This is a genomic window from Actinoplanes sp. NPDC051859 (assembly GCF_044452725.1).
Classification (GTDB): Bacteria; Actinomycetota; Actinomycetes; order Mycobacteriales; family Micromonosporaceae; genus Actinoplanes.
Map to the genome: position 1 here is coordinate 476,590 of NZ_JBITBX010000002.1, position 11,595 is coordinate 488,184.

Consider the following 11,595-nt stretch of genomic DNA (forward strand, 5'->3'; position numbering starts at 1 on the left):
CGGCGCGGTCCGTCCGGCAGGCCGGTCGGGCGCAGACGCGCCGGACCGGGGCGGGCGCGGCGCAGGACGACGGTACCGTCCCGGGTCACGCCGTCACACCCCCTGTGCGCGTTGGTGACCGGATCGTGGGTTAGGTGCGTGCCCCGTGGATCATGGCAACACCCCCCAGGACGCATGCCGCCGGAGCCCGTGCGCGCACCGGGCCGGGCCGGTGCGCGACAATCTGGGACTGTGTCTGCCACCGACCTGCCTGCCCCCGACCACGAACCTGAGCCGTCCGCCCTCGACCCGGCGATCGCCGCCCGGTTGCGCCGTGACCCGAACGGGCTGGTCGCCGCTGTGGTCCGCGAACACACCACCGGTGACGTCCTGATGCTGGCGTGGATGGACGACGAGGCGCTGCACCGCACCCTCACCACCCGGCGCGCCACCTACTGGTCCCGCAGCCGGCAGGAATATTGGGTGAAGGGCGCGACCTCGGGGCACCACCAGTACGTCCGCTCCGTGGCGGTTGACTGTGACGGCGACGCTCTGCTGGTCACGGTGGAGCAGGCCGGCGCGGCATGTCACACCGGAACACCCACATGCTTCAGCACCGAACTGCCCGTCTCCGATCCCGCGGAGGACTCATGACCAGCGGTGCCGTGACACCGGACGAGGAAGCGTTCGTCGCCCGGGCGGCCCGCCGCCGAGTGGTGCCGGTCACCCGGCGGCTGCTCGCCGACGGCGAAACGCCCATCGGCGTCTACCGCAAACTGGCTGGCGGCCCGGGGACCTTCCTGCTGGAGTCCGCCGAGCAGGGCGCCGGGTCCGCCGCCTGGTCGCGCTACTCCTTCGTCGGCGTACGCAGTGCTGCCACGCTGGTCGAGCAGGACGGCGAGGCGGTGTGGTTGGGCAACCCGCCTGCGGGCGTACCCGAGGGTGGTGATCCGGTGGCTGCCCTGCGCGAAACCGTCGCCGCGCTGGCGGCGCCGGGGGACGAGCTGGGCCGCGACGATCTGCCCCCGCTGACCGGGGGCATGGTCGGCTATCTCAGTTACGACCTGGTGCGCCGCTTCGAGCGGCTGCCCGGCACCGCGACCGACGACCTGCCCCTGCCCGAGCTGGGGATGATGCTTGCCACCGACCTGGTGGTGCTGGACCACTTCGACGGATCGGCCATCCTGGTCGCCAACGCCGTCCTGCCGGAGAACGCCGACGCAACGACCGCGCGGGCCGCCTGGCACCAGGCGGTGGGGCGGCTGGACGCGATGACCACCGCGCTGTCGCGGCCCACCCCGCCGATGATCTCGACCGTCGAGAAGGTGCCGCCGGGCGACGTGGTCAGCCGGACCGCGCCGGGCGACTACCAGAAGGCGGTCGAGACGGCGAAGGAGGCGATCCGGGCCGGCGAATGCTTCCAGATCGTGGTGGCGCAGCGGTTCGAACGGGCCACCAGCGCCGACCCGCTGGACGTCTACCGGGTGTTGCGGGCGACGAACCCCAGCCCGTACATGTATCTGCTCCGGTTCGACGACTTCGACATCGTCGGGTCGTCGCCGGAAGCCCACCTGAAGGTCAGTGCGGCCGAGGGCGGCGTACGCCGGGCGTTGCTGCACCCGATCGCGGGCACCCGGTGGCGCGGCGCCACCCCGGAGCGGGACAACGCCCTGGCCGCCGAGCTGCTCGCCGATCCGAAGGAACGCGCCGAACACGTCATGCTCGTCGACCTGGGCCGCAACGACCTGGGCCGGGTATGCCGGGCGGGCTCGGTCGAGGTGCCGGACTTCGCGCGCATCGAGCGGTACAGCCACGTCATGCACATCGTCTCCACCGTGGTCGGCGAGCTGCGCGACGACCGGACAGCCTTCGACGCGCTGGCCGCCACCTTCCCGGCCGGCACCCTGTCCGGCGCGCCGAAGGTACGAGCCATGGAGATCATCGAGAGTCTGGAGCCCACCCGCCGCGGCCTGTACGGCGGCACGGTCGGCTACTTCGGCTTCGCCGGCGACATGGACATGGCCATCGCGATCCGTACGGCGCTGATCCGGGGCGGTACGGCGTACGTGGGTGCGGGCGCCGGCATCGTGGCCGACTCCGATCCGGCCGCCGAGGAGCAGGAAACCCGCAACAAGGCGGCCGCCGTCCTCGCCGCGATCGCCGCCGCCGAGACCCTGCGCGCTGCCCGGTGACCGGTGCCGGCCGCAAGCTCGGGGTGGCGCTCGCCTGCTGTGTCGCGGGCGCCGGCCTGGCCCTGTTCGGGGTCACCCGCACGTGGGCGATCGAGATCACTTCTCGCCCCGGCCTGTCCGACCTGCGCGCCGTACGCACCGGCGGTGAGATCGCGCCGTGGGTGCTGGGTCTGGCGCTGGTCGCGCTGGCCGGGGGCGGTGCCCTGCTAGCCACTCGGGGCGTGGCGCGTCGTGGCCTGGGCGTCCTGGTGGCGCTGGCCGGTGCCGGGACAACCGCGGCGGCCGTGGTGGGCCGGGCGGGTCTCGACACCGGCGCGGCGGGAGCCGGGGGCACGGTGTGGCCGATCGGCTGTGCTCTAGGGGGTCTGCTGGTCGTGGCGGGTGGCTGGCTTGCGCTGCGGCACGGTCACGAGTGGCCGACCATGGGTGCCCGTTACGAGCGCCGTGCGGCGCCGACCGCAGGTGCGGTGCTCAACGAGGGTCAGCGGGTGGATACCAGGGTGGCGTGGGACGCCTTGGACCGCGGGGATGATCCGACCGTCCGCGGTGACGAGCCGACAGCGCCCTGACCCGCATTGCGGCGGCGCGGCTGAGCGGCGAGGGCGGCAACGAGCGCGTCCATGTCGGCCCGGGCCTGCGCCCTGGCCCGGTCGGCGCACATAGCGGCCCAGGCGTTGCCCTGCGCGGTACGCACGTTCTCCGCTCCGACGAACGTGCGTTCCACGCCGGCGATCAGCTCGACGGCGTAACCGACAACGGTCCGGGAGACGGCGGCGAAGCTGCTCTCGTCGCTGGTCATGGTCACCTCCACAGTGCTCTTGGCGGGCCCGCGAGCGGTGCGCCGCGGACCAGTCTGCCCGAGTTCCATGCTGTCGGAGTCGTGTTTCCACGTGGTGACACTCACGTCAACGCACAGTGCGATCAGCCGATCATCCAGGGGGTCCCAGCTAGACGCGTGCGGCCACGGGGGAGGATGTGATGCAGGAGACAAGCTCCGCCCGGCGACGCATTATGCACCGGCCTTTTTCGTGAGGCGTGCCATACCCCGGGCGGCTGGACACGTCGGCGGCCACCTAGCATCGGGCCGAGGACACCCGGAGAGGGGAGTCATTAGGTGACATCCGATCAGCGTGGCGCAGGATCGCAGAACGTGCTCGAAGAGATCCTCGCGGGGGTGCGCGAGGACGTCGCGGCCCGCCAGGAACAACTGTCGCTCGAGCAGGTGCGCGAGCTCGCCGCGGCGGCTCCGCCGGCGATCGACGCGTACGCGGCCCTGCGCAAGCCCGGTGTGGCGGTGATCGCCGAGGTCAAGAGGTCGTCGCCGTCGAAGGGCGCATTGGCCGACATTCCCGACCCGGCCGAGCTCGCCGGCGAGTACGCAGCGGGCGGCGCCCGGTGCATCAGCGTGCTCACCGAGGGCCGCTGGTTCGGCGGCTCGCTCGACGACCTGGCCGCCGTCCGGGCCGCGGTCAACGTACCGGTGCTGCGCAAGGACTTCGTCGTCTCCAGTTACCAGGTGCACGAGGCCCGCGCCCACGGGGCCGACCTCGTCCTGCTGATCGTGGCGGCGCTTGAGCAGAACGTTCTCGTCGGCCTGCTGGAGCGGATCGAGTCGCTGGGCATGACCGCGCTCGTCGAGGTGCACAACGAGGAAGAGGCCGACCGGGCACTGGACGCCGGGGCTCAGGTCATCGGGGTGAACGCCCGCGACCTCCGCACGCTGGAGGTGGACCGGTCCGTCTTCGAGCGGATCGCGCCGGGCCTGCCCAACAACGTCGTCAAGATCGCCGAGTCGGGGGTGCGCGGCCCGCACGACCTGATCCGGTACGCCTCCGCGGGCGCTGACGCCGTGCTGGTGGGCGAGGGCCTGGTGACCAAGAAGAGCCCCCGGGACGCGGTGGCCGAGCTGGTCAACGCCGGTAACCACCCCGCGACGCCCCGCCCGGTCCGATGACCGCCGCAGCACTACCGGATCTGGCCGGGCACTTCGGCCGGTACGGCGGACGTTTCGTCCCCGAGGCGCTGGTCCGGGCGCTCGACGAGCTCGACGCGGCGTACCGGTCGGCGAAGGCGGACCCGGAGTTCCAGGAGCGGTTCGCCGGCCTGCTGCGTGACTACGCGGGCACGCCGTCGCTGCTCTACTCCGCGGAGCGGCTGTCCGCCGAGCTGGGCGCCGAGATCCTGCTGAAGCGTGAGGACCTGAACCACACCGGCGCACACAAGGTCCGCAACGTGTTGGGCCAGGCACTGCTCGCGAAGCGGATGGGCAAGCCTCGGGTGATCGCCGAGACCGGCGCGGGCCAGCACGGCGTCGCCAGCGCCACCGCGGCGGCACTGCTCGACCTCGAGTGCGTGGTCTACATGGGTCAGGTGGACACCGAGCGGCAGGCGCTGAACGTCGCCCGGATGCGGATGCTCGGCGCGACCGTGGTGCCGGTGACCAACGGCTCGCGGACCTTGAAAGACGCGCTCAACGAGGCACTGCGCGACTGGGTCTCGACGGTCGACACCACGCACTACCTGCTCGGCACGGCCGCCGGGCCGCACCCGTTCCCGGAGATCGTCCGCGACTTTGTGGGCGGCATCGGCGTCGAGGCGCGCGAGCAGAGCCTCGCCCAGCTGGGCCGGTTGCCCGACGCGGTGGCCGCCTGCATCGGCGGCGGCTCCAACGCGATCGGCATCTTCCACGCGTTCGTGCCCGATGAGCAGGTCCGGCTCTTTGGCTTCGAGGCCGGTGGCGACGGCGTCGACACCGGTCGGCACGCCGCGTCGATCACCGGCGGGTCGGCGGGGGTCCTGCACGGCGCGCGAACGTACGTGCTGCAGGACGAGGACGGGCAGACCATCGAGTCGCACTCGATCTCGGCGGGCCTGGACTATCCGGGTGTCGGACCCGAGCACGCGTGGCTGCACGACTCCGGTCGAGCGGTCTACGAGCCGGTGACCGACGAGGAAGCGATGGCTGCTTTCCAACTGCTCTGCCGCACCGAGGGCATCATCCCGGCGATCGAGAGCGCCCACGCCCTCGCCGGCGCCGCTCGCATCGTGCCGCGGCTGACCGAGGAGTTGGGCCGGACACCCACCATCGTCATCAACCTGTCCGGCCGCGGCGACAAGGACGTGCACACCGCGGGCGCCTACTTCGGCATCCTCGACGAGCGCGAAGTGCTGGTACCGGGGGAGCAGGAATGAGCATTGCCGACGTTTTCGCGAAGGCGAAGGCCGAGGAGCGGGCGGTGCTGGTCGGGTGCATGCCCGCCGGGTTCCCGACCGTCGACGACAGCATCGCGTCGATGGTCGCGATGGCCGAGGCGGGCTGTGACGTCATCGAGGTCGAGCTGCCGTACAGCGACCCGGTGATGGACGGGCCGGTGATCCAGAAGGCGTCCGACATCGCGCTGGCGAACGGCGTCCGCACCCGGGACACGCTGCGGATCATCGAGGCCGTGGCGAACACCGGCGCGGCCGTCGTGCTGATGACCTACTGGAACCCGGTCGAGAAGTACGGGGTGGACGCGTTCGCGCGGGATCTGGCGGCGGCAGGCGCCACCGGCATGATCACCCCAGATCTGATTCCGGACGAGGCCGCCGAGTGGATCGCGGCGTCCGACCGGCACGACATCGACCGTACGTTTCTGGTGTCGCCGTCCTCGACCGATGAGCGCCTGGCCATGACCGTCGCGAATTGCCGCGGTTTCGTTTACGCCACCGCGCTGATGGGTGTGACAGGCGCTCGGACATCCGTGTCGTCGCAGGCTCCGGAGCTGGTCGCGCGGGTCCGCGCGGCCGATCCGGCGATGCCGGTCGGCGTCGGCCTGGGCGTGGGCACCGGCGCGCAGGCAGCCGAGGTGGCCGCCTTCGCGGACGGCGTGATCGTCGGCAGCGCGCTGATTCGCTGCGTGCTCGACACTCCCGACCTGGATCTCGGGCATCAGCGGCTCCGCGCGCTCAGCGCCGAGCTGGCCGCGGGTGTGCGGCAGAGGAAACCCTCCTGACATGATCCGCAGGAATCGGCGGTAGGGTGCGCCCGTGACCCTCGCCGCAATTCCCAGCCCCGCGACCTCGGTGTGGCACCTCGCCGGGATCCCCATCCGGGCCTACGCACTGTGCATCGTCGCGGGCATCGTCGTCGCCGTCCTGGTGATGGAGCATCGCCTGCGTCGCCGCGGCGTGGCCCCGTGGGCCTCGCTCGACATGGCCGTGTGGGCGGTGCCGTTCGGCATCATCGGTGCCCGGATCTACCACGTCCTCACCTCGCCGAGCGACTATTTCGGCGCCGACGGCGACCCGGTCAAGATCTTCCAGATCTGGGAGGGCGGCCTCGGGATCTGGGGCGCTATCGCCGGTGGGGCGCTGGGCGCCTGGCTGGCCGCCCGCCAGCTCGGCATCCCGTTCGTGGTGTTCGCCGACGCGCTGGCGCCCGGCCTGCCCCTGGCCCAGGCGGTCGGCCGGTTGGGCAACTGGTTCAACAACGAGCTCTACGGCAGCGTCACCACGCTGCCCTGGGGCCTGCGCGTGCACAACATGAACCCGGCCAACCCCGGCCACGCCGACACGGTCAACGGTGAGCCGGTCACCCAGCCCGACCTCTATCACCCGACCTTCCTGTACGAGATGATCTGGAACGTCGGCGTCGCGGGCCTCGTCCTGCTGCTGGACCGCAAGTTCAAGTTCGGCCGCGGCCGGGCGTTCGCGCTGTACGTCATGGCGTACACGGTGGGCCGCTGCTGGATCGAGATGCTGCGGATCGACGAGGCCAACACGTTCTTCGGTATCCGCCTGAACGTCTTCACCTCCATCGTGGTGTTCCTCGCCGCCCTGGCCTACTTCCTGCTGGTCAAGGGCCCCCGCGAATACGTCGTCCCGATCGACGCCCCGGACTCGGAGACCGCCGACGAGCCGGCCAGCGACGTCAACCAGGTCGACGTCGGCGCGAAGGAGCGGGCCACGGTGGCGCCGAAGGCCTACCAGGTGGTCAGCGAGGAACGGTTCCGCGCGTACGAGCGGACCGGCATCCTGCCTCCGGTTTCCGACAGCCCGGCGGCTGAGGAAGAGCCTGCTGAGGCCGAGGACGCCGGCTCGGACGCGCCGGCAGCTGCTTCCGCCGACGAACGTTAGGGACCGTCCGCGACATGCGCACGGCCGTGGTGGTGGGCGCAGGGATCGCCGGTCTGGCCGCCGCGGGCGCCCTGGCCCGGGACGGCTGGCAGGTCACGCTGCTCGAACGCGGCGAACGGATCGCTGCGCCGCCGACCGCGCTCGTGCTGTGGCCCAACGGACGCCGCGCCCTCGAAGCCCTCGACCCGGACGGCGGCTGGTCGGGCATCGCCGCCCCGCTGCCCGACGGTGGCGTACGCCGCCCCGACGGCCAGTGGCTGGTCGCGCCGCGTACGCGCCCCGGCGTGGGTCCGGCACCGGCGGTGGTGCACCTGGAAGACCTGTATGACGCTCTGGTGGCGGGGCTCGGTGATCGGGTCGAGCTGCGGACCGGCGTACCCGTGACAAAGGTCCGGGCCCGGCGCGCCGCTCGCCCGGCGGTGGGCGACGGCCGCACCCTGTTCGAAGCCGACCTGATCGTCGCGGCGGACGGCATCGACAGTCCGGTGCGCCGCGCCCTCGCCCCCGACGCGGTTGCCGTGGGTTCCGGCTTTGCCGCCTGGCAGGCGGTCGTCCCCGGCTTCCGGGTTCCGGCGTTGGCCGACCAGCAGGCCGGCGGCGAGACCCTCGGTGCGGGCTACCGCTTCGTGTCGATGCCGTTGGGCGAACGTGCCGCCGGCCGCGGCGGCGTCTACTGGGTGGCGACCGCGGCGGGCGCGCCCCGACCCGAACCGCCCGCCACCCAGCTTGCGCTGCTGCGTCGCTGGTTCGCCGACTGGCACGCCCCGGTCGGTGACCTGCTCGCGGCCACCCGCCCCGAGGAGCTGATTCCGCAGGAAGTCCGCGAGTTGCGGCCGTTGCCGAGAACGTACGGTTTCCGCTGCGGTCCGGGCGGTCTGGTCCTGCTCGGTGACGCCGCCCATGCCATGCCCCACCACCTCGGCCAGGGCGCGTGTCTCGCCTTCGAGGACGCGGCGACGCTGCAAGCCCTGGTCGCGACTGCCGAGCCGGGCGACGCTCTGGGTGCTGCCATCGAGGCCTACGACCGGGCCCGGCGTCCCCGCACGGCTTCGGTGGTGCGGCAGAGCCGCCGGATGTCCGCGGTGGTCCAGGCCCGCGGCCGGCTGGCCCTGCGTGCCCGGGACGCGGCCCTCAGTTCTCTGCGCCCCCGCATCCTCGGCTATGCCGACGGCCTCGCCGCCGACTGGCAGCCCCCGGACTGACTGTCTGAATCGGGACTGGTGACTCGACCCTCGGATTGATCGCTGACAGTATCTAATCCCTTACTAAGGGGGTCATGTGATCACGACGCTGCTGGTCCGGCACGGGGAGATCGACCTGCCACCGACCTCGTCGGACCCGGATCTGAACGCCGCCGGCCGGGCCCGGGCCGAAGCGCTGGCGCACGTCGCGGGCTCGGCCGGGGTCGCCACGGTCTTCACCTCGGCGCTCAAGCGCACCAAGCAGACCGCCGGACCGCTCCTCGACCTGCTCGGCATCGACGTGTGGGAGATGCCGCCGCCCACCGTCATCGTCCCGCGGATCGCCGCCGGGGAGTTCGGCCAGGTCGTGCTGATCGTCGGGCACAGCAACACGGTTCCCCAGGTGATCGCGGCGCTCGGTGTGCCGACACCACCGGTCATCGGGGAGACCGACTTCGACAACCTGTTCGTGGTTACGGCCGGGGAGCTGCTGAGGCTGAAATACGGGGACTAGCGAACTGCCAACCCTGCGCCAGCAACTCGTCCGTCGCGACGATTGCCGCACGCAGGCGTTGGGCATACGTCCCGGTAAGGACCTTGTGGGGTACGTCCACCCGCGCGAGTTCGCGGCGAAACCGTTCGGTCATCCACGGCCGGATCGACTCGCCGTCGCGCAGCCCGTCGTCGGTGAACGGCACTCCCTCGTGGTCGGTGAGCAGGTAGAGATCGGGCGAGCGGACCAGGGCGCGCACCTGGCGGGACGTGCTGCCCAGGTAACGCTCCTCCCAGATCGTCGTGGCGAACGCGTCGGTGTCGCCGAAGACGACCGGGGACCCGGCGCGGGCGGCGGCATCCTCGGCGGCGTTCTGGGCGGCGGCCACGGCCGCGAAGTCGGCGCGGTCCCAGGTCACGTCGAAGACCGTCGCCTCCGGCTTGTCCTGCTGCAGGGCCGTGAGTTTGCGTTCGGTGAGCTCCCGGCCGTACTCGGGGACCCAGCGGGTGCGTGACCAGACGCCGCCGCGCAACCGGTAGTGCCGGGCCAGGGCCTGCGCCATGGTGGTGGTGCCGGTGGATTCGGCGCCGACCACGATGACCCGCTTGGTCAGCCAGCCGCGGGGTCCGGGACCCAGCCGGTCCCAGTGCGCGACCGGGTCCGTGCGGATCGCGGTTCCGGAGACGGGCACGGCCGCGCGATCCAGGTCCACGACCACGGGTACGGCGTAGAAGCGCCGCGCGAGTTCGGCACCGTACGCCTCGGAGGAGAACACCGCGTCCACCCGGTTGGTGCCCGCCGCGTTGCGGAAGACGGCCATGTGCAGGTCCCAGATGTACGGATCGTCGTAGTCGACGGGGTGGTCGTCGTAGACGCCGATGAAGGTGACGTGCGCGGGGTGTGTCTCGCGGAGCCAGGTCAGGCGCAGGTCCAGCGGCACGCTTTCCTCGCGGGACGGGGCAACGATGACGGTGACCCGGTCGCATGCGGCGGCCGCCGCGTCGATCAGCGTGTGGTGTCCGGCGTGCGGTGGATAAAACTTGCCGACGATGAGCCCGTGCTCGTACCTCATGCGACGGCTACCGGCTCGGCGCTGCGCAGGTTGGCTCGCCAGGCGCGCAGTCCGAGGATGCACAGGGTCAGGAACGCGATGTAGAGGATCGAGGTGAGCCACAGGTCCTTGTACGCGTACAGCGGGATGTAGATGAGGTCGGCGGTGATCCAGATCCACCAGCTCTCGACCAGCTTGCGGGTCTGCCCATAGGTGGCGAGCAGCGACAGCGCGGTGGTCAGCGCGTCGGCGAGCGGCACGGTCGATCCGGTGAGCCGGTCGAGGAAGAGCCACAGGCCCAACGTTGCCAGCGCACCGGCGACGATCAGCCAGATCCATTCGGCACGGGTGGTGGCGCGGACTTTCAGCTCGGTCCGGTCGTGGTGCCACGCCCACCAGCCGTAGAGGCCGAGGATGACGTACACGATCTGCAGGGCGGCGTCGGCGTAGAGCCCGGCGGTCCAGAAGACCACCATCAGCAGCAGCACGTTGAGGATGCCGATCGGCCAGTTCAGGATGTGCCGGATGACGAGCAGCCCGACGGTGAGCAGGCCGGTGCCGAAGCCCAGCAGTTCGGCCCAGGTCGTGCCCACGCCGAACGCGGTGAACGCGGGCGAGTTCAGCCAATCGATCATGGGCCACAGCATCGCGGGATGAGCCGTGCTCGCGCTAGGGGGTAACTCTCAGATTCCGGCGGCGGCGGGGGAGGCGATGCAGGCCGTGCCGATCCGGCGGAAGCCGACCTTGGAGTAGAGGCGAGCCACGTCGTCATCGCCCGCTGACAGGAACACCAGGTCGTCGCCGGCTTCGAGGGCGCGCCGAGCCAGGCTGGCGGTGAGTTGGGAGGCATACCCGCGGCGCCGGGCCACGGGCAGCGTCGCCACCCCGGCTACCTCGGCCACGCCGCCGACGCGTTGCACCGAACCGCTCGCGAGGATGCCTTCCTGCGGCGATTCGACGACGGCGCTGAAGAACCGGCCCGAGGTGTGCCGGCGAACCTGGTCGGCTATGACCGCGGCGTCCGGGGCGGGGACCGCGTCGCGCTGGGCGGCGTCGGCCGGTTCCGCGGCCAGAGCTCCGGCGCGGTCGGTAGTCGGGGCCGCGCCGGTCGCGGCGAAGCCGAGTTGCGCGACGGCCCGGCCGGCGGCGATGTCCGCGGGGAAGGTGGGGGCGGCCGGGTCGAGGAAGCGGATCGCCGCGCCGGGCACGGGCAGGTCGGGCACCAGCGCAGCCCGGTCCAGCACCATCAGCGGGGCCAGCAGCACGTCGAGCCCGGCCGAGCGGGCCACCGCGAGCAGGTCGGGGGTGGTCTCGTGCACCCACTCGAAGTCTTCGGGCAGGCCGAGCTTGCGTTGCCGGGACCGGACCGCCGTCACGTCGGCGGCAGACGGTGTCTCACCGCCCAGTCGGGGCCGCGCGTAATACGGCCAGCCCGCCCCCTCGCGGATGAACAGCACGAACTCGCCGATGTCCTCGGTGACCGTGGCATCGCGCGGCACGGAATCGTAGAAACGTTCCAGCCGGGTGAAGACCTCGGTATCCTCTAGCGCCACCGCGCGAGACTACCGAACCGCCACCGCA

13 protein-coding genes are annotated in these 11,595 nt (G+C 71.7%); 9 read left to right on the top strand and 4 right to left on the bottom strand.

Annotated features, from left to right (window positions below; genetic code table 11):
* The first annotated feature begins 231 nt into the window (after positions 1-231).
* The 3 genes from hisI to ACIA1L_RS06200 are packed head-to-tail and all read left to right on the top strand — an operon-like array spanning position 232 to position 2,740.
* A complete protein-coding gene (hisI, locus tag ACIA1L_RS06190; protein ID WP_396071424.1) occupies positions 232-633 on the top strand; it encodes a phosphoribosyl-AMP cyclohydrolase in 402 nt (133 codons plus the stop codon).
* Positions 630-2,171 carry an anthranilate synthase component I gene (locus tag ACIA1L_RS06195; protein ID WP_396071425.1) on the top strand — a complete coding sequence of 514 codons (1,542 nt, stop codon included), beginning with the start codon at positions 630-632 and terminating at the stop codon, positions 2,169-2,171. The genes hisI and ACIA1L_RS06195 overlap by 4 nt, the downstream gene beginning before the upstream one ends.
* Positions 2,168-2,740: a Trp biosynthesis-associated membrane protein gene (locus ACIA1L_RS06200; protein WP_396071426.1), complete on the top strand. Its 573-nt coding sequence runs from the start codon at positions 2,168-2,170 to the stop codon at positions 2,738-2,740. The genes ACIA1L_RS06195 and ACIA1L_RS06200 overlap by 4 nt, the downstream gene beginning before the upstream one ends.
* Here ACIA1L_RS06200 and ACIA1L_RS06205 read toward each other — a convergent pair.
* On the bottom strand, positions 2,653-3,075 hold the full coding sequence (locus tag ACIA1L_RS06205; RefSeq protein WP_396071427.1) for a hypothetical protein: 423 nt from the start codon (positions 3,073-3,075) through the stop codon (positions 2,653-2,655). The genes ACIA1L_RS06200 and ACIA1L_RS06205 overlap by 88 nt on opposite strands.
* 246 nt (positions 3,076-3,321) lie before the next feature.
* On the opposite strand from ACIA1L_RS06205, the gene trpC reads away from it, so the two are divergent.
* The 6 genes from trpC (at position 3,322) to ACIA1L_RS06235 (ending at position 8,984) form a co-directional block, all read left to right on the top strand.
* Entirely contained in the window at positions 3,322-4,125 is an 804-nt protein-coding gene (gene trpC / locus ACIA1L_RS06210; protein WP_396071775.1) for an indole-3-glycerol phosphate synthase TrpC, read from the top strand.
* A complete protein-coding gene (gene trpB / locus ACIA1L_RS06215; protein WP_396071428.1) occupies positions 4,122-5,363 on the top strand; it encodes a tryptophan synthase subunit beta in 1,242 nt (413 codons plus the stop codon). Before trpC ends, trpB begins: the two co-directional genes overlap by 4 nt.
* Positions 5,360-6,166: a tryptophan synthase subunit alpha gene (gene trpA, locus ACIA1L_RS06220; protein ID WP_396071429.1), complete on the top strand. Its 807-nt coding sequence runs from the start codon at positions 5,360-5,362 to the stop codon at positions 6,164-6,166. The genes trpB and trpA overlap by 4 nt, the downstream gene beginning before the upstream one ends.
* 34 nt (positions 6,167-6,200) lie before the next feature.
* Positions 6,201-7,289, top strand: coding sequence for a prolipoprotein diacylglyceryl transferase (gene lgt, locus ACIA1L_RS06225; RefSeq protein ID WP_396071430.1), 1,089 nt, complete (start codon positions 6,201-6,203; stop codon positions 7,287-7,289).
* A gap of 14 nt (positions 7,290-7,303) precedes the next feature.
* A complete protein-coding gene (locus tag ACIA1L_RS06230) occupies positions 7,304-8,491 on the top strand; it encodes an FAD-dependent oxidoreductase (RefSeq protein WP_396071431.1) in 1,188 nt (395 codons plus the stop codon).
* 76 nt (positions 8,492-8,567) lie between these two features.
* Positions 8,568-8,984, top strand: a complete 417-nt coding sequence (locus tag ACIA1L_RS06235) for a phosphoglycerate mutase family protein (RefSeq protein WP_396071432.1) — start codon at positions 8,568-8,570, stop codon at positions 8,982-8,984.
* Here ACIA1L_RS06235 and ACIA1L_RS06240 read toward each other — a convergent pair.
* From ACIA1L_RS06240 to ACIA1L_RS06250, 3 genes are read right to left on the bottom strand one after another with little or no spacing between them, the layout of a single operon-like run.
* Complete coding sequence (locus tag ACIA1L_RS06240) at positions 8,944-10,035, bottom strand: AAA family ATPase (RefSeq protein WP_396071433.1); 1,092 nt, start codon at positions 10,033-10,035, stop codon at positions 8,944-8,946. The genes ACIA1L_RS06235 and ACIA1L_RS06240 overlap by 41 nt on opposite strands.
* Entirely contained in the window at positions 10,032-10,649 is a 618-nt protein-coding gene (gene pnuC / locus ACIA1L_RS06245; protein ID WP_396071434.1) for a nicotinamide riboside transporter PnuC, read from the bottom strand. Before pnuC ends, ACIA1L_RS06240 begins: the two co-directional genes overlap by 4 nt.
* Positions 10,650-10,697: 48 nt before the next feature.
* Positions 10,698-11,567 carry a GNAT family N-acetyltransferase gene (locus tag ACIA1L_RS06250; RefSeq protein WP_396071435.1) on the bottom strand — a complete coding sequence of 290 codons (870 nt, stop codon included), beginning with the start codon at positions 11,565-11,567 and terminating at the stop codon, positions 10,698-10,700.
* Positions 11,568-11,595 lie beyond the last annotated feature (28 nt).